This window comes from Streptomyces sp. NPDC060027 (genome assembly GCF_042737005.1).
In the GTDB taxonomy this organism is placed as follows: Bacteria; Actinomycetota; Actinomycetes; order Streptomycetales; family Streptomycetaceae; genus Streptomyces.
Window position 1 is genome coordinate 13,566 of sequence record NZ_JBHWVI010000094.1, and the last position, 16,994, is coordinate 30,559.

Genomic DNA, 16,994 nt, shown 5'->3' on the forward strand with positions numbered 1-16,994 from the left:
CCGGCCGGACCTTGGAGTCCCGGCCGCGGACCGGAGTGGTGCGCGGCGAAAGGCGGGCGCCCCGGCGGTCACGGGCTCCGTACGCTCCCCGTATGGCCCCTGCCTCCCACTCGTCCGACGCCGCCCTGGCCCCGGACCCCGTTTCCGCTCCCGGATCGGCCCTCACCTTGACCGTGCTGGGTACCGGGTCTCCCCACCCGCGGCCCGGCCGCCCCTGCTCCGGGTATCTGCTGCGCGGCGGGGGCGCCGAGGTGTGGGTCGACGCGGGTCCCGGGACCTTCGCCGAGTTGCAGAGGCACACCGATCCGGCGCGGCTGGACGCGATCTGGATCTCCCATCTGCACGCCGACCACTGCGCCGACCTGCTGTCCGCGATGTACGGGCTGGCGTACGGAGGGCTCGCCCCCGCGGCGCCCCTGCCCGTCTACGGGCCGCCGGAGCTCGGACCCCGCCTCGCGGGGTTCTTCGGACACCGTGATCCCGGGTTCCTGAGCGGCGTCTTCGACCTCCGGCCCCTGTACGACGGGCACGAGACCCGGGTCGGCGACCTGGTGCTCGACACCCGTGCCGTCGTGCACGACACCGAGGCGTACGGGCTGCGCGCCGAGTGCGGGGGGAGCGTGCTCGCGTACTCCGGGGACAGTGGACCCTGCCCCGCTCTCGTCGAACTCGCCACCGGAGCCGACCTGTTCCTCTGCGAGGCCGACGTCGACCGGCATCGCGAAAGTGAACGCCCGGTGCACCTCACCCCCGAGGACGCGGGAGCGGTCGCGGAGAGGGCGGGCGTAGGGGAGTTGCTCGTCACCCACGTGGGGCCCACGCTCACGCGCGAGTCCGCGACCGCGCGCGCCGCGGCCGTCTTCGTCGGCGGCCGGACCTCCACCGCGCGCGAGGGCGAGACCCGGACCTTCTGACGCCCCGCGCCCGGCACTTCACATCAACTTCCTTTGTCGGAAGCGTTGACGAAACACGGTCACGCTCCTACCTTCAACGCGTCGTACTTCGTACGTCATATATGAGACGCGATATGCGAGATCCGAGATCGATGTCCGCGATTCGATGCCCGGTTCCCGTGATCCGAGACGTGAGACCAGAGAGGCGCGCATGACCTCTGTGCCCACCCCGATCCCGTCCCGCACGCAGTTCGTGCTGGAGGGGATCAAACACCGCATCCTCACCGGGCAGTTGACCCCGGGGCAGGCCCTGGTCGAGACCGACCTCGCCGCACAGTTCGGAGTGTCGAAGACACCCGTGCGCGAAGCGCTCAAGACCCTGGCGGGCACCGGGCTCGTCGTGATGAACCAGTACAAGGGCGTCACGGTGCGCATGGTGGACGCGGACATGGCGCGCGAGGTGTACGACGTACGGCTGCTCCTCGAACCCGAGGCGCTGCGCCGGGCGGTGCGCCGCGGAGCCTCCCTCGACGCCGCCCGTGACGCGCTCACCCGTGCCGACGACGCCGCCGACACCGCCGAACGTTCCCTGGCCAACCGGGAGTTCCACCGCGCCCTGTACGTGCCCTGCGGCAACCCGCTGCTGGCCCGGATGCTCGACGAGGTGCGCGACCAGGCGGCCCTCGTCTCGGCGGTCGCCTGGGCGGCCGATCCCTCCTGGGAGCGGGAGGCGAGTGAACACCGGGAGATCGTGAGGCTCGCCCTGGCCGGCGACGCCGACGGCGCGGCGGCGGCACTGCACGCGCACATCGCGTCGTTCGTGCGACGGGCCTTCCCCCAGGGCCAGGAAGAGGACGGACAGGAATGACAGCGACGTTCGAGACCCAGCGGGCGGCTCTCGCCGAGGTCGTGGCGATCCCGGTGACCCCGTTCGCCGAGGACGGCACGATCGACCGGGACACCCACCGGGCCCTGCTGCGCCGACTGATCGACGGTGGCGTCCGCACCCTCACCCCCAACGGCAACACCGGCGAGTTCTACGCCCTCACTCCCGAAGAGCGGCAGCTCATCACCGAGTTGACCGTCGAGGAGGCCGGCGACCGGGCGGTCGTCCTCGTCGGCGTCGGGCACGATGTGCCGACCGCGGTGGCTTCGGCGCGGCACGCCCGCGCGCTCGGCGCACCGATGGTGATGGTCCATCAACCCGTACACCCCTACGTCTCGGAGAGCGGGTGGGTCGACTACCACCGGGCCATCGCCGAGTCCGTGCCGGAGCTCGGCGTCGTGCCGTACATCCGCAACCCGGTGCTCGCGGGCTCGCGGCTGGCCGAACTCGCGGACGCCTGCCCGAACGTCATCGGCGTGAAGTACGCCGTTCCCGACGCGGCGCGCTTCGCGTCCTTCGCGCGGGACGCCGGGCTCGAACGGTTCGTCTGGGTGGCCGGACTCGCCGAGCCGTATGCTCCGTCGTACTTCTCGGCCGGCGCCACCGGCTTCACCTCGGGCCTGGTGAACGTCGCTCCGGCCGTCTCGCTGAACATGATCGAGGCGCTCCGGTCCGGCGACTACCCGGCCGCGATGAAGGTCTGGGAGCAGATCCGCCGCTTCGAGGAGCTGCGCGGCGCGAACGCCTCCGCGAACAACGTCACGGTGGTCAAGGAAGCCCTGTCGTCGCTCGGCCTGTGCCGCCGCGACGTCCGCCCGCCGAGCAGGCCGCTGCCCGAGAGCGAGCGCTCCGAGGTCGCCGCGATAGCCGCCGGATGGTCGCTGTGAAACGGCCCGAGGACCTCCGAAGCCATCAGTGGTACGGCACCGACGGGCTCCGTTCGTTCAGCCACCGGGCCCGGACCCGGCAGCTCGGCTACCTCCCCGAGGAGCACCTGGGCAAGCCGGTCATCGCGATCCTCAACACCTGGTCCGACATCAACCCGTGCCATGTGCACCTGCGCGACCGCGCGCAGGCCGTGAAGCGGGGCGTGTGGCAGGCGGGCGGATTCCCGCTCGAATTCCCGGTGTCCACGCTGAGCGAGACCTTCCAGAAGCCGACCCCGATGCTCTACCGCAACCTCCTCGCGATGGAGACCGAGGAACTGCTGCGGTCGTATCCGGTGGACGGGGCCGTGCTGATGGGCGGCTGCGACAAGACCACGCCCGCGCTGCTCATGGGGGCCGCCTCGGTCGATCTGCCGACCGTCTTCGTGCCCGCCGGGCCGATGCTCCCGGGCCACTGGCGCGACGAGGTCCTCGGCTCCGGCACCGACATGTGGAAGTACTGGGACGACAAGCGCGCCGGTCTCATCGGGGACTGCGAGATGACCGAGCTGGAGAGCGGGCTCGCCCGGTCGCCGGGCCACTGCATGACGATGGGCACCGCGTCCACGCTGACGGCGGCCGCCGAGGCGCTCGGGGTCACCGTGCCCGGCGCGTCGAGCATCCCCGCCGTCGACTCCGGACACGACCGGATGGCCGCCGCGGCCGGGCTCAGGATCGTCGAACTGGTCCACAAGGACCGGACGTTGTCCGACATCCTCACCGCGGAGGCCTTCGCGGACGCGGTGACGACGGTGCTCGGTCTCGGCGGTTCGACGAACGCCGTGATCCATCTGATCGCCATGGCCGGGCGGGCCGGAGTCACCCTCACGCTCGACGACTTCGACCGGACCGCCCGGACCGTGCCCGTGCTCGCGAACGTCCGGCCCGGTGGACGGACGTACCTCATGGAGGACTTCCACTTCGCCGGCGGCCTGCCCGGGTTCCTGTCGCGGATCACCGATCTGCTGCACCTGGACCGGCCCACGGTGTCCCACGAGAGCATGCGCGAGCAGTTGGAGAGCGCCCGGGTGCACAACGACGACGTCATCCGGACCCGGGAGAACCCGGTCGCGGCCGAGGGCGGAGTGGCCGTCCTGCGCGGCAACCTCTGTCCCGACGGCGCCGTCATCAAGCACATCTCCGCCGAACCGCGGCTGCTCAAGCACACCGGTCCCGCGGTCGTCTTCGACGACTACCGCACGATGCAGCGGACCATGAACGACCCGTCGCTCGGCATCACCGCGGACAGCGTCCTGGTGCTGCGGGGCTCCGGCCCCAAGGGCGGTCCGGGCATGCCCGAGTACGGGATGCTGCCCATCCCCGACCACCTGCTGAAGCAGGGCGTCCGGGACATGGTGCGGATCTCCGACGCCCGGATGAGCGGCACCAGTTACGGCGCGTGCGTGCTGCACGTGGCGCCCGAGTCGTACGTCGGCGGTCCGCTCGCCCTCGTGCGGAGCGGGGACACGATCACCCTCGACGTCGAGGCACGGTCACTCCAGCTCAACGTGGACGACGCGGAGCTGGAGCGCAGGCGGGCCGAGTGGACTCCGCCGCCCGTCCGGTACGAGCGCGGCTACGGAGCGCTCTACAACGAGCAGATCACCCAGGCCGACACCGGCTGCGACTTCGCGTTCCTGGCCCGGCCGGGCAAGGTGCAGGACCCGTACGCGGGCTGAACGACCCACGGCCGCGCTCCACCTGGCCGGTGTCCCGAACGGCCAGAACCCCGAACACCGTACGCGAGGCGCTCGACCTCTGAGCATCGAGCAAGCGCTTCCTACGGACCACGTACGTGCTCCACGACACCCGCTAGAACGGAGAACTGTCATGGCCCAAGCCGCAGCCGTGGCGAAACCGCCCGCGCCACCCCGGCGGCGCCGTGCTTCCGCGACCCCGCGCAGGCTTCCGTATCTGCTGATCGCCCCGGCGGCGCTGCTGATGCTGGGCTTCATCGCCTACCCCGTCATCAGCGTCTTCTACTACAGCCTGCAGAACTACAACCCCACCAAACCGTGGCGCAACGGCTACGCGGGCTTCGACAACTTCGTGCACGCCTTCACCGACGACCCCCAGTTCTGGGACACGCTGACCTTCAGCGCCAAGTGGGTCGTCGTCGAGGTGGGGCTTCAACTGCTCCTCGGTCTGGCGCTCGCGCTGATCGTCAACCAGACCTTCGTCGGGCGGGCGGCCGGCCGCGCGCTGGTCTTCTCGCCGTGGGTCGTCTCCGGGGTACTGACCTCGGCGATCTGGGTGCTGCTCTACAACTCCCAGACGGGCATCACCCGTTACCTCGCCGACGCCGGCATCGGCTCGTACGGGACCAGCTGGCTGTCGGACACCTCGACCGTCTTCCCGGCGGCCGTGGTCGCCGACCTGTGGCGCGGTGTCCCCTTCTTCGCGATCCTGATCCTCGCCGATCTCCAGTCCGTCTCCAAGGACCTCTACGAGGCCGCCGAGGTCGACGGGGCGAGCCGCGTCCGCCAGTTCCTGCACATCACGCTGCCGCACCTCAAGGACGCGATCATCCTCTCCACGCTGCTGCGCGCGGTGTGGGAGTTCAACAACGTCGACCTGCTCTACACGCTGACCGGCGGCGGGCCCGCGGGAGAGACGACCACCCTCCCGCTCTACATCGCCAACACCAGCGTCGACGCCCACAACTTCGGCTACGCGTCGGCCCTCACCACGGTCGCGTTCGTGATTCTGCTGTTCTGCTCGATCGTCTATCTGCGACTGAGCAAGTTCGGAGGCGGGGACAAGTGATCACCAAGGACGCCGAGACGGCCGCTCCGGCCGCACCCGCCCCACCGGCCGACGAACCCCGCCCGGACGAGCGGAAGAAGCAGCGCCGCGCCTGGGACGAGGCCCCGCGCTGGCAGATCTACCTCCCCCTCGGCATCTACCTGCTCTTCACCCTGATCCCCTTCTACTGGATCCTGCTCTTCGCGCTGCGCCCGGCCGGGTCGACCTCGCTCGTCCCCTGGCCCATGACCTTCGAGCACTTCGACAAGGTGTGGACCGAGCGCAGCTTCGGGACCTACTTCCAGAACAGCGTCCTCATCGCCGTCGCCACGCTGGTGACGACCACGCTCGTCGCCCTCGCCGGCGGCTACGCGCTCGCCCGTTTCGACTTCAGGATCAAGCGCGGCTTCATGCTCGCGCTGCTCTGCTCGCAGTTCGTGCCGGGCGCGCTGCTCCTGGTCCCGCTCTTCCAGATCTTCGCCGAGCTCCGCATGATCAACTCGCTGGTCAGTGTCGTCATCGCCGAGACGGTCTTCCAGCTGCCGCTGTCGATGATCCTCATCAGCGGGTTCATCAGGAACGTGCCGTACTCCCTGGAGGAGGCCGCCTGGGTGGACGGCTGCAACCGCTTCGACGCCTTCCGGATCGTCGTCCTCCCGCTGCTGCGGCCCGGGTTGATCGCCGTCGGCTCCTTCGCCTTCGTGCACGCCTGGAACCACTTCCTGTTCGCCCTGATGTTCCTCAGCGACCAGAGCAAGCAGACCATCCCCGTCGGCCTCAACACCCTGCTGAGCTCCGACAGCGTCGACCTGGGCGCGCTCGCCGCGGGCGGCATCATCGCCGCCGTCCCCGTGGTCGTCGTCTTCGCCTTCATCCAGAAATGGCTGATCACCGGATTCAGCGCGGGGGCGGTGAAGGGATGATGTCCGCCTCGCCCACCGACCGTGCCGGGCACGGAGCCGGTCCGCGGAACACACCCGCGGGCCGCCCGGCGAACACGCCGCCCGGCGGACTCCCGCTGCCCGTCGTCCTCGCGGGCGCCCGGGGCCACGGCGGCTGGCACCTGAACAACATCCGCCGTCTCCAGGACAAGGGCCTGGTGCGCCTCGCCGGCGTCTGCGAGCTGACCCCGCTCACCGCGGAGGAACTGGGCGGGCAGCACGTCGAGCAGTCCGCCGACTTCGGGGCCCTGCTCGACTCCACCGGCGCCGCGGTCGCGGTGATCTGCACCCCCATCCCCACCCACACCGACCTGGCGCTGACCGCCGCGCGCCGAGGCGTACACCTGCTCCTGGAGAAGCCGCCCGCGCCCTCCTACGCCGAGTTCCGGCGGATGGCCGACGGGGTCGCGGCGGCCGGAGTGGTCTGCCAGATCGGCTTCCAGTCACTCGGCTCGCACGCCGTGCCCGCCATCAGGAAGCTGATCGGCGAGGGCGTGCTCGGCCGGGTGACCGGCATCGGCGGGGCGGGCGCCTGGGCGCGCGACGAGGCCTACTACCGGCGCGCGCCCTGGGCGGGAAAGCGCCGGCTGAACGGCGTGGACGTCGTCGACGGGGTCCTGACGAACCCGCTGGCCCACGTCGTCGCCACGGCCCTCGCGCTGGACGGCTCGACCCGTGCCGAGGACGTCACCGACATCCGGACCGAGCTGCTGCGCGCCAACGCCATCGAGTCCGACGACACCTCGTGCGTGCGGATCACGACCACCGGGGGCTCGATCACGGTCGCCGCGACGCTCTGCGCCGAACAGCCCGGTGAACCGTATGTCCTGGTGCACGGCACGGGCGGCCGGATCACCTTCTGGTACAAGCAGGACCGGGTGCTCGTGCAGCGGTCCGGGCGCGGCCCCGAGGAGATCGAGTACGGCCGCACGGACCTGCTGGAGAACCTGGTCGGGCATCTGACGGACGGCGCCGAACTGCTGGTGGCGCCCGAGTCGACGGGCGCCTTCATGAAGGTCGTCGAAGCGATCCGGCAGGCACCCGACCCGGTCGAACTGCCCCCGGACACCTGGGAGCTGCTCCCCGGCGAGCGGCGTCGCGTGGTGCGCGGCATCGACGGATTCGTCGCGGCGGCCGCCGACACCCTCGCCCTCTACTCCGAGCTGGGCGCCTCCTGGGCGCTCCCGAACGAGGTGAGCACCCGATGAACACCGAGTCGCTGGTCCTCCGGGTCACCGGCCGTCCCGTCGGCCGCTACGTCACCCGGCCCGCACTGCCCGCCCGGCTCTCCCCGCGCCCGTATCTGCACCCCGTCACCACCCTGGCCGGCACGGCCGTGACCGAACTCAGCCCCGCCGACCACGCACACCACCTCGGCGTCGGTGTCGCCGTACCCGACGTCGAGGGGCACAACTTCTGGGGCGGGCGCACCTACGTCCGCGACCAGGGGCCGACCGAGCTCGACAACCACGGCGCCCAGCGGCACGCCGCCTTCCAGCTGCGCGACCCCGACGGCTTCGTGGAGGAGCTGCGCTGGGTGGCCGCCGGCGCCGAGCTGCTGCGTGAACGCCGTACGGTCGCGGCCGTCGAACTCACCGACTCCGCCTGGGCGCTGGACTTCACCTTCTCCCTCACGAACGTCACCTCGCGCGCACTGTCCCTCGGCAGTCCGGCCACCAACGGCCGGCCCGGCGCCGCGTACGGCGGCTTCTTCTGGCGGGCCCGCAAGGAGGCGGACGCCCCGGGCGTGTTCACCGCCGACGCCGAGGGCGAGGAAGCGGTGCACGGACGCCCCACCGACTGGCTCGCCCTCGCGGGCGCCGACTGGACGCTCGTCTTCGCCGGGGCCACCGGCGCCACGCGCCGCGACCCGTGGTTCGTCCGCACCGCCCAGTACCCGGGCGTCGGCTCCTCCCTCGCGCACGAGCACCGGCTCACCGTCGAGGCGGGCGACACGCTCGTACGCCGGGTCGTCACCGTCGTCGCCGACGGCGTCCTCGACCGGGACGGGGCGGCCGCCCTGGTACGCAAGGCGGTGAGCCCCTGATGGCCCTGCCCTCCGCCGACCTGGGTGACGGCACCTACCGCAACCCGGTCCTCGACGCCGACTGGTCCGACCCCGACCTGCTGCGCGTCGGCGACGACTTCTACCTCACCGCCTCCAGCTTCGGCCGCGCCCCCGGTCTGCCCCTGCTGCACTCCCGGGACCTGGTCAACTGGACGCTGGTCGGGCACGCCCTCCAACGCCTGGAACCCGTCGGGGAGTTCAGGAGCCCCCGGCCCGACTGCGGTGTGTGGGCGCCCTCCCTGCGCCATCACGACGACCGCTTCTGGATCTTCTGGGGCGACCCCGACCACGGCATCCTCCAGGTCAACGCGCCCGAGATCAGGGGCCCTTGGACCCGGCCGCACCTGGTCAAGGAGGGCCGGGGGCTCATCGACGCCTGCCCGCTGTGGGACGAGGAGACCGGCGAGGCGTATCTCGTGCACGCCTGGGCCAGATCCCGGTCGGGCGTGAAGAACCGGCTCACCGGACACCGGATGCGCCCCGACGGCACCGGGCTGCTCGACGAGGGAAAGGTGATCGTCGACGCCGACCGGATTCCCGGCTGGTTCACCCTCGAAGGCCCCAAGGCCTACCGTCACGACGGCTGGTTCTGGATCTTCGCGCCCGCCGGGGGAGTCGAGACCGGCTGGCAGGGCGCCTTCCGCTCGCGCGGCTTCTTCGGGCCCTACGAGGAGCGGGTGGTCCTGGAACAGGGGAACACCCGGGTCAACGGCCCGCACCAGGGCGGCTGGGTGCGCACGGCGGCGGGCGAGGACTGGTTCGCGCACTTCCAGCAGCGCGGACCCTACGGACGGGTGGTCCACCTCCAGCCGATGCGCTGGGGAGCGGACGGCTGGCCGGTGCTCGGCGACCGGGGCGCCCCCGTGGCCGTACACCGGAAGCCGGACCTGCCGTCCCAGGCGCCGTCCGCGCCCGCCACGGACGACGACTTCCCCGGTGGCCGCTTCGGGCGCCAGTGGCAGTGGACCGCCAACCCCGAGGAGGGCTGGGCCACCCAGCACTCCGGCGACGGACTCCGGCTGAGCTGCGTCCGCACGACGGACGCGTCCGACCTGCGCGCACGGCCCCATGTCCTCACCCAGCGGCTGCCGGGTGCGGCCGCCACCGTCCGGGTCGACCTGCGCCTGGACAGCGAGGAGCCCGGGGCGCGGGCCGGGCTCGTGGTGCTCGGCGACGCGTTCAGCTGGATCGGGCTCCAGCGGGAGCCGGACGGATCGGTGCGGCTCGTGCACCGGTTCGCCGAGCCGGTCGCCGGGGGAGCGCCCCCCGCGTCCCCGGAGCCGGGCGGGAGCGAGCGCGAGGCCGCTCCGGCACGGACCGCGCCCGAGGGCCGGGCCCGGCTGTGGATCGAGATCGGCGCGGGGGCCCGCTGCCGCTTCTCCTACGACGTCGGTGGCGGCCGGCAGCCCTCGGGGCAGGTCTTCGCCGCGACCGGCTGGCGCTGGGTCGGTGCCCTGCTCGGCCTGTTCGCGCAGGCGCCGGCCGGCGGGGGCCACGCCGGCGCCGCCACGTTCACGCGTTTCCGTGTCACCCCGACCCTCTGAGGGTCGGTTCCTGCCGTTCGTCCGCCTGTTGGGAGCCGCAATGACGCACCTCCGTAGCAAGCGCTTGCCGGATGCGGAGGGAAGGGCAGGTCCCTTCCGGAGGCAGCCGGGTGCCGATCCCCGAGAACAACTCACCGACCCCACAACCTCGTTGGATCCAGAAGAAGAGAGCCGACCAATGAAGATCAGCCCACAGAGGATCAGCCCACAGAGGATCAGCCCACTGGGGACCGGCCCGATCAGGACCGGCGCCCGTGGAGCCAGGCGGGCGGCCATGGCCGTCGCCCTCGGTTCCGTGCTCGCCCTGACCGCCACCGCCTGTGGTGACAGCGGTGGCGGCAGCGCGGGGGACAAGGGCACCGAAGGCTCCGGCAAGGGCGAGATCACCTTCTGGGACAACAACGGCGGTGTCCGCACCGACATCTGGAAGCAGATCATCGCCGACTTCGAGAAGAAGTACCCGGACATCAAGGTCAAGTACGTCGGCATCCCGGCCGCGAGCGCCCAGTCCAAGTACGACACCGCCATCCAGGGCGGCGGCCTGCCCGACGTCGGCGGCGTGGGCACCGCGATGCTCGCCGAGGTCGCCGTCCAGGGAGCGCTGGAGCCGCTGGACAGCCGGATCGAGAAGAGCGCGCTGAACGGCAGGCTGAGCCAGAACCTGCTCGACGTCAGCCGGGCCGCGGGCGGCGGGGACACGCTGTACCAGGTGCCGACCTCCGCCAACAACGGCACGCTCTGGTACCGCACCGACCTGTTCAAGTCGGCCGGCCTGGAGGCGCCGACGACCTGGTCGAAGTTCTACGACGCCGCCGACAAGCTCACCGACAAGGGCAAGAACAAGTTCGGCTTCACCATCCGCGGCGGCGAGGGCTCCATCGCCCCGGCGCTGGACGCGGCGTACGGCCAGACCGGGATCACCTCCTTCTGGAACGGCGACAAGACCACCGTCAACGACCCGAAGAACGTGGCGGCCCTGGAGAAGTACGTCGCCCTGTACAAGAAGGTCACCCCGTCCGCCGACGTCAACAACGACTTCACCAAGATGGTCGCGCAGTGGGACAGCGGCACCATCGGCATGCTGAGCCACAACCTCGGCTCCTACCAGGACCACCTGAAGGCGCTGGGCGACGGCAAGTTCCGCGGGGTCCCGAACCCCACGACGGACGACGGCACGCGCGTACAGATCTCCAACCCGGTCGACGGGCTCAGCCTGTTCAAGTCCGGCAAGAACAAGGCGGCCGCCTGGAAGTTCATCGAGTTCGCCGTCTCGGCGGCGGAGAACTCCAAGTTCAACGAGTCCGCGGGCCAGGTGCCGGCGAACATCGACGCCGCCAAGGAGGCGTGGGTCCAGCAGGCCGAGCCGACCAAGCTGGCCGCCGAGGCGCTGAACGGCACCGGTACCAAGATCGTGCAGCTGCCGTACTACCTGCCCGACTGGAACACCATCTCCAAGGCCGACAACGAGCCGAACTTCCAGAAGGTGCTCCTCGGCAAGATGAGCGCGAAGGACTTCCTGGACACGCTGGCCGACCAGTTGAACAAGGCCCAGGCGGACTGGAAGGCCCACAACTAGTCCCCTGCGCCCGCGGAGGCCGGCCGTGGTGCGCGTCGCACCGTGCCACGGCCGGTCCGGGTCGCTCCGCGGCCGGTCCAGGGTCGGTCCGCGGTCGCAGGGAAGTCCTGCGGCCACGGGCCGACCTGGCCGGTGGTTCCCACAGCCTGCGGCGGAGCCGCACAGCGAAGCAGCCACGCGTCCCGTGGGGGCGCGTCCCCTCACCCCTGTCGACGTCGCAACCTCTGTCGAAAGGCACACGCCCGTGTCCCTCACGCGCAGACAGGTCACCTCGGCGGCCGTGGCCGCCCTGCCCCTCGCCGTCGCCGCGACGGCACCCGCCTCGGCCCGCCCGAACCGCCGGCCGCGCACCGTGCACATCGCCGGCGACTCCACCGCCGCCCAGAAGTACGCCGACGCCGCACCCGAGACCGGTTGGGGCATGGCGCTCCCGTTCTTCCTCGGCCAGGACATCGTGGTCGCCAATCACGCGGTGAACGGCCGCAGTTCGAAGAGCTTCATCGACGAGGGGCGCCTCGGCGCGATTCTCGAGGTGATCCGGCCCGGCGACCTCCTGCTCGTCCAGTTCGGCCACAACGACGAGAAGACCGCCGATCCGACGCGGTACACCGAGCCGTGGACGACGTACCAGGACTGCCTGCGGCAGTACATCGACGGTGCGCGGGCCCGGGGCGCCCGGCCGGTGCTCGCGACCCCGGTGGAGCGCAGGAAGTTCGACGCGGACGGCAACGCGGTGCCGACGCACGGCGACTACCCGGTGTCGATGCGCGCGCTCGCCGCGGACGAGCACGTGGCGCTTCTCGACATCCAGGCCCTGTCCATCGCCCTGTGGCAGCGGCTCGGCGTCGAGGAGACGAAGAAGTACTTCAACTGGACCGCGACCGAGCAGGACAACACGCATTTCAACCCACCGGGCGCGATCGCGGTGGCCCGGCTCGTCGTGGCCGGACTGCTGCACCGCCGGGTGCTCACGCCCCGGGACGTACGCCGTCTCGACGCGGAGATACCCGAGTCCTGGATCACCTGGCCCACCGCCTGAACCCCTGAGCTCCAGAACCCCCGAACCCCTGAACTCCCGAACCCCGAACCCTCGAACCCTCGAACCCCTGAGTCTTTGAGTTCTTGAGCAGAAAGAGAGCCGCATCGTGAACACACAGAAATGGCATGCCCATGCCACAGCGCTGAGCGCGACCGCCACGCGGAGAGCGGCCGCGCTGATCGGCTGCACCGCCCTCGTGCTCGCCGTCACCGGCATCCACGCCCAGGCCCAGTCCCGCGACCTCGGCCGGCAGACGCTCGCCGCGGGCGACGGCTGGGCGTCCGACGGGACCGGCACCACCGGTGGCTCGGCCGCCAAGGCCGCCCAGGTCCACACGGTCACGACCTGGGCGGAGTTCAGGGCCGCGCTCGCCGCCGACGGCAGCGCGCCGAAGATCATCAAGGTCAAGGGCACGATCGACGCCAACGCCGACGGCTGCGACTCCTTCGCCGCGCCCGGCTACGACTTCGACCGCTACCTCGCCGACTACGACCCCGCGGTGTGGGGCTACGACCAGGTGGTCAGCGGCGAGCAGGAGGATCTGCGCGCCGCCTCCGCCGCCCGCCAGGACACCGCCATGAAGGCGTACGTCCCCTCCAACACCACCATCGTCGGCATCGGCCGCGACGCCGGCATCAAGGGCGCGAGCCTGCAGATCAAGGACGTCGACAACGTGATCGTCCGCAACCTCGCCTTCGAGAGCCCGCTCGACTGCTTCCCGCAGTGGGACCCGACCGACGGCGACACCGGCAACTGGAACTCCGAGTACGACAGCGCGGTGGTCTACGGGGCCACGCACGTCTGGCTCGACCACAACACGTTCACCGACGGCGACCACCCGGACAGCTCGCTGCCGACCTACTACGGCCGGATCTACGAACAGCACGACGGCGAACTCGACATCGTCAAGGGCGCCGACCACGTGACCGCCTCCTGGAACGTCTTCGCCGACCACGACAAGACCATCCTGATCGGCAACAGCGACAGCGCGGCGACCGCCGCCGTGGACCGCGGCCACCTGAAGGTCACCCTCCACCACAACCTGTTCACCGGTCTCGTCGAGCGCGCACCGCGCGTCCGCTTCGGGCAAGTGGACTCCTACAACAACCACTTCGTCGCCGACGCCACCTACGCCTACAGCTTCGGCATCGGCATGGAGTCCCAACTCGTCGCCGAACACAACGCGTTCACCCTGCCGGACTCGGTCAGCGCCGCGCTGATCCTCAAGAAGTGGAAGGAGGCGCCGCTCACCGCCGCCGACAACTACGTCAACGGCGTACGGACCGATCTGATCGCCGTGCACAACGCGGAGATCCCCGCCGAGACGCTCCAGTCCGGTGCCGGATGGACACCGGCCCTGCGGACGAAGGTCGACGCGCCGAGGGCCGTTCCCGGCATCGTCGACCACCGCGCGGGCGCCGGAAAGATCTGCTGACCATGGCCGGACACCCCGTCAGCAGAAGGGCGTTCGTCGCCGCGAGCACCGGAGCCGCACTGGCTCTCGGGCTCGCGGCCCCCGCCCGCGCCGCCGGGCGCCCGCCGTTCGGGCGCCACGGCTCGCCGTCCGCGCGGCTCGACGCGCGGACGCTGTACGTCCACCCCGGCGGCCTCGGTGACCACACCACCGTGCAGGCCGCCGTGACCGCCGCGACCGGCGCCGGATTCACCCTGGTCATCGCGCCAGGCGTGTACCGCGAGACGGTCTCGGTCGGAGCGGTCGACCCGGCGACCGGCCTGCCCGGTGCCGCGGGGTCCGAGATGACCTGGATCGGCGCCTCCGGCGACCCGCGCGATGTCGTCGTCGTGTACGACAACGCCAACGGCACACCGAAGCCCGACGGTTCGGGCACCTACGGCACCACCGGGTCCGCCACGACGACCGTGCGCACCGACGGTTTCACGGCCCGCGCGATCACCTTCGCCAACGACTGGCTGCGCGCCGACCACCCCGGGATCACCGGCACCCAGGCCGTGGCGATCAAGGTGCAGGGCGACCGCTCGGCGTTCCACCGGTGCCGGTTCCTCGGCCACCAGGACACGCTGTACGCCGACTCGATCGCCCTCGGTACCTTCGCCCGGCAGTACTACCGGGACTGCTACGTCGAAGGGGACGTGGACTTCGTCTTCGGGCGGGCGACGGCGGTCTTCGAGCACTGCCACTTCCGCACCCTGAACCGGACCGACCTGGCCGGAGCCCCGTACGGCTTCGTCTTCGCGCCCTCCACGGCCGTCGCCGACCCGCGCGGATACCTGGTCACCCGCAGCCGGATCAGCAGCGCGGCACCGGACGCGTACTACAAGCTGGCCCGCCCCTGGGTGCCCGGCTCGGACACCACCGCCCGCCCCATGCTGACCGTCCGCGACACCCGGCTGGACGCCGGGATCGACGCGGTCGCGCCCTACGCCAACATGTCCGCCGCCTATCCGTGGCAGAGCCAGCGCTTCGCCGAGTACCGCAACACGGGCCCCGGCGCGGCGATCACCGTCCCGGAGAACCGGCCCCAGCTCACGGACACGGAGGCCGAGTGGCACACCCGTGCCGCCTACCTCGGCGACTGGTGCCCGTGATTCCCCCGTTCGACCGCCCAGCACGACGAAAGGACCGCACTCCCGGACAGCGCGGTCGTCTGCCAGTCCTGCACCGGCACCACCTGGAACGCCGTCAGGGACCATCAACGGCGGCGACTCCGGCTTCACGCTGACCGGCGACGGCACCGTCAACAACACGGTGAGGAACATCGACTCGTCCGGCAACTACGACGCCGCCAACCACGGTGAGAACGCGGACGGCGTCGCCGTGAAGTTCGGCTCGGGCACCGGCAACCTGATCACCGGTGCGCGTCTGTACAACAACTCCGACGACGGCATCGACTTCTGGTCCTTCTCCTCGCCCGTCACCGTCGAACACACCTGGTCCTTCGGCAACGGCAAGAACCGCTGGAGCGACTCGGCCTTCGCGGGTGACGGCAACGGCTACAAGCTGGGCGGCGACGGCGAGGTCGTCGCCCATGTCGTCAACAACTCGGCCGCCTGGGACGACGCGGGCAACGGCTTCACCGAGAACTCCAACACCGGTGCCATCGTCATCAACCGCACCACCGCCTACGCCAACGGCGAGTACGGCTACTACTTCGCCACCGGTGCCGCCAAGCTCGGCAAGAACCTCGCCGTGAGCAACGGCACGGCGGTCTCCAGGGGTTCCTCGGTGACGTCGGCCGGCAACAACGGGGACTCCGGCATCTCCACCCCGGCCTTCAAGTCGACGGACGCCACGAGCACGTACAACGCCCGGCAGTCCGGCGGCGCTCTGCCCGTCACCACCTTCCTGACCACGGGCAGCACCAGCATCGGCGCCACGATGAACTGACCGTCCGGCCCCGGCGCTTCCCGGTCGCTTGACCCGATTTTTGCCTGTGAAGGAGGTATCGATCAGGCAACGGGTCTCGCGTCCGGTCGGGTGACGCGCGTAGAACTCCTGTCATGCATAAGCCACTGCGCATCGCGGCCGTCGCCGCCACCTGTGTCGTCGCCGGTGCCGCCCTGTACGGCACCGGTGTCGCCACCGCCGGTCAGTCGACGGCGAACTCGACGCACGAGCCCTACAACATCGGGCTCCTCGTCAAGGACATCGACACCTACTACGGCACCACGCTCGACAGTAACGGGGTGTACCAGGCGTCCCCCGACAGCCAGTACGCCAAGGACCTCGCGCGGATCGACGCCGCCGCGAAGAAGGACATCGACAAGGCGGCCCGCAAGGCCCACCACCGGCACCAGAAGCCCGCGGTCGTCTTCGACATCGACGACACCCTGCTGCTCTCCCTCGACTACGAGAGGAAGACCAACTACACCTACAACTCGGCCTCCTGGGCCACCTACGTCGCCCAGGCGAACCGGCCCGCGGTGTTCGGCAGCCCCGAACTCGTCGCGTACGCCGAGTCCAAGGGCGTCGAGGTCTTCTACAACTCGGGCCTGAAGGAGTCGCAGCGCGTCTCCGCGGTCGACAACCTGAAGAAGGTCGGCGTCGACGTCAACCTCGACTCCGAGCACATGTTCCTCAAGGACGCGGCCAACCCGCCCGCGTACCTGAGCGACTGCGCCACCGCCGCCGCCTGGAACTGCACGACGGTGCAGTACAAGGCCGGCACCCGCGAGCACATCGAGTCGCTCGGGTACGACATCGTCGCCAACTTCGGCGACCAGTACTCGGACCTCGAAGGCGGCTACGCCGACAAGACGTACAAGCTCCCGAACCCCACGTACTTCGTGAGCTGAACCTCGTGAGCTGAACGAGCCCGTCCGCATCCGTACGGGCGAACGCCCCCGCCGGTCGTCACCGGCGGGGGCGTTCTTCTGTCGGCCGAGGGGGGCTCAGG

Annotated in this window: 14 protein-coding genes and 1 pseudogene; all 15 read left to right on the forward strand. The window is 70.7% G+C overall.

Features of this window, described 5'->3' with window-relative positions:
- Positions 1-92 precede the first annotated feature (92 nt).
- The 15 genes and pseudogenes from ACFWBT_RS23000 (at position 93) to ACFWBT_RS23070 (ending at position 16,893) form a co-directional block, all read left to right on the forward strand.
- Complete coding sequence (locus ACFWBT_RS23000) at positions 93-914, forward strand: MBL fold metallo-hydrolase (RefSeq protein WP_385703287.1); 822 nt, start codon at positions 93-95, stop codon at positions 912-914.
- Between the two features lie 190 nt (positions 915-1,104).
- Positions 1,105-1,761, forward strand: coding sequence for a GntR family transcriptional regulator (locus ACFWBT_RS23005; protein ID WP_356468904.1), 657 nt, complete (start codon positions 1,105-1,107; stop codon positions 1,759-1,761).
- Positions 1,758-2,666, forward strand: a complete 909-nt coding sequence (locus tag ACFWBT_RS23010) for a dihydrodipicolinate synthase family protein (RefSeq protein WP_385703290.1) — start codon at positions 1,758-1,760, stop codon at positions 2,664-2,666. The genes ACFWBT_RS23005 and ACFWBT_RS23010 overlap by 4 nt, the downstream gene beginning before the upstream one ends.
- On the forward strand, positions 2,654-4,384 hold the full coding sequence (gene araD, locus ACFWBT_RS23015; protein WP_385703292.1) for an L-arabinonate dehydratase: 1,731 nt from the start codon (positions 2,654-2,656) through the stop codon (positions 4,382-4,384). Before ACFWBT_RS23010 ends, araD begins: the two co-directional genes overlap by 13 nt.
- Before the next feature lie 151 nt (positions 4,385-4,535).
- Positions 4,536-5,471 carry a carbohydrate ABC transporter permease gene (locus tag ACFWBT_RS23020; protein ID WP_385703293.1) on the forward strand — a complete coding sequence of 312 codons (936 nt, stop codon included), beginning with the start codon at positions 4,536-4,538 and terminating at the stop codon, positions 5,469-5,471.
- The gene (locus ACFWBT_RS23025) at positions 5,468-6,373 is read left to right on the forward strand and encodes a carbohydrate ABC transporter permease (RefSeq protein ID WP_385703296.1); all 906 of its coding nucleotides are present in this window, start codon (positions 5,468-5,470) and stop codon (positions 6,371-6,373) included. Before ACFWBT_RS23020 ends, ACFWBT_RS23025 begins: the two co-directional genes overlap by 4 nt.
- Positions 6,373-7,599: a Gfo/Idh/MocA family protein gene (locus tag ACFWBT_RS23030; protein WP_385703298.1), complete on the forward strand. Its 1,227-nt coding sequence runs from the start codon at positions 6,373-6,375 to the stop codon at positions 7,597-7,599. Before ACFWBT_RS23025 ends, ACFWBT_RS23030 begins: the two co-directional genes overlap by 1 nt.
- The gene (locus ACFWBT_RS23035) at positions 7,596-8,438 is read left to right on the forward strand and encodes a PmoA family protein (RefSeq protein ID WP_385703300.1); all 843 of its coding nucleotides are present in this window, start codon (positions 7,596-7,598) and stop codon (positions 8,436-8,438) included. The genes ACFWBT_RS23030 and ACFWBT_RS23035 overlap by 4 nt, the downstream gene beginning before the upstream one ends.
- A complete protein-coding gene (locus tag ACFWBT_RS23040; RefSeq protein WP_385703303.1) occupies positions 8,438-10,003 on the forward strand; it encodes a family 43 glycosylhydrolase in 1,566 nt (521 codons plus the stop codon). The genes ACFWBT_RS23035 and ACFWBT_RS23040 overlap by 1 nt, the downstream gene beginning before the upstream one ends.
- Positions 10,004-10,277: 274 nt before the next feature.
- A complete protein-coding gene (locus tag ACFWBT_RS23045) occupies positions 10,278-11,579 on the forward strand; it encodes an ABC transporter substrate-binding protein (protein ID WP_385703306.1) in 1,302 nt (433 codons plus the stop codon).
- A gap of 244 nt (positions 11,580-11,823) precedes the next feature.
- Positions 11,824-12,618, forward strand: a complete 795-nt coding sequence (locus tag ACFWBT_RS23050; protein WP_385703308.1) for a rhamnogalacturonan acetylesterase — start codon at positions 11,824-11,826, stop codon at positions 12,616-12,618.
- 106 nt (positions 12,619-12,724) lie between these two features.
- A complete protein-coding gene (locus ACFWBT_RS23055; protein WP_385703310.1) occupies positions 12,725-14,053 on the forward strand; it encodes a polysaccharide lyase family 1 protein in 1,329 nt (442 codons plus the stop codon).
- A 2-nt stretch (positions 14,054-14,055) separates the two neighbouring features.
- Complete coding sequence (locus ACFWBT_RS23060) at positions 14,056-15,186, forward strand: pectinesterase family protein (RefSeq protein ID WP_385703312.1); 1,131 nt, start codon at positions 14,056-14,058, stop codon at positions 15,184-15,186.
- Positions 15,187-15,228: 42 nt separating this feature from the next.
- Positions 15,229-15,985 (forward strand): annotated as a pseudogene (locus ACFWBT_RS23065) (pectate lyase); the annotation flags it as partial.
- A gap of 113 nt (positions 15,986-16,098) precedes the next feature.
- A complete protein-coding gene (locus tag ACFWBT_RS23070) occupies positions 16,099-16,893 on the forward strand; it encodes an HAD family acid phosphatase (RefSeq protein ID WP_266757309.1) in 795 nt (264 codons plus the stop codon).
- Positions 16,894-16,994: the final 101 nt, after the last annotated feature.

Excerpts from the sequence above, each read along its gene's own strand:
- ACFWBT_RS23000 (WP_385703287.1), top strand. The coding sequence starts at position 93 with ATGGCCCCTGCCTCCCACTCGTCCGACGCCGCCCTGGCCCCGGACCCC.
- ACFWBT_RS23005 (WP_356468904.1), top strand. The coding sequence starts at position 1,105 with ATGACCTCTGTGCCCACCCCGATCCCGTCCCGCACGCAGTTCGTGCTG.
- ACFWBT_RS23010 (WP_385703290.1), top strand. The coding sequence starts at position 1,758 with ATGACAGCGACGTTCGAGACCCAGCGGGCGGCTCTCGCCGAGGTCGTG.
- araD (WP_385703292.1), top strand. The coding sequence starts at position 2,654 with ATGGTCGCTGTGAAACGGCCCGAGGACCTCCGAAGCCATCAGTGGTAC.
- ACFWBT_RS23020 (WP_385703293.1), top strand. The coding sequence starts at position 4,536 with ATGGCCCAAGCCGCAGCCGTGGCGAAACCGCCCGCGCCACCCCGGCGG.
- ACFWBT_RS23030 (WP_385703298.1), top strand. The coding sequence starts at position 6,373 with ATGTCCGCCTCGCCCACCGACCGTGCCGGGCACGGAGCCGGTCCGCGG.
- ACFWBT_RS23035 (WP_385703300.1), top strand. The coding sequence starts at position 7,596 with ATGAACACCGAGTCGCTGGTCCTCCGGGTCACCGGCCGTCCCGTCGGC.
- ACFWBT_RS23040 (WP_385703303.1), top strand. The coding sequence starts at position 8,438 with ATGGCCCTGCCCTCCGCCGACCTGGGTGACGGCACCTACCGCAACCCG.
- ACFWBT_RS23045 (WP_385703306.1), top strand. The coding sequence starts at position 10,278 with ATGGCCGTCGCCCTCGGTTCCGTGCTCGCCCTGACCGCCACCGCCTGT.
- ACFWBT_RS23060 (WP_385703312.1), top strand. The coding sequence starts at position 14,056 with ATGGCCGGACACCCCGTCAGCAGAAGGGCGTTCGTCGCCGCGAGCACC.
- ACFWBT_RS23070 (WP_266757309.1), top strand. The coding sequence starts at position 16,099 with ATGCATAAGCCACTGCGCATCGCGGCCGTCGCCGCCACCTGTGTCGTC.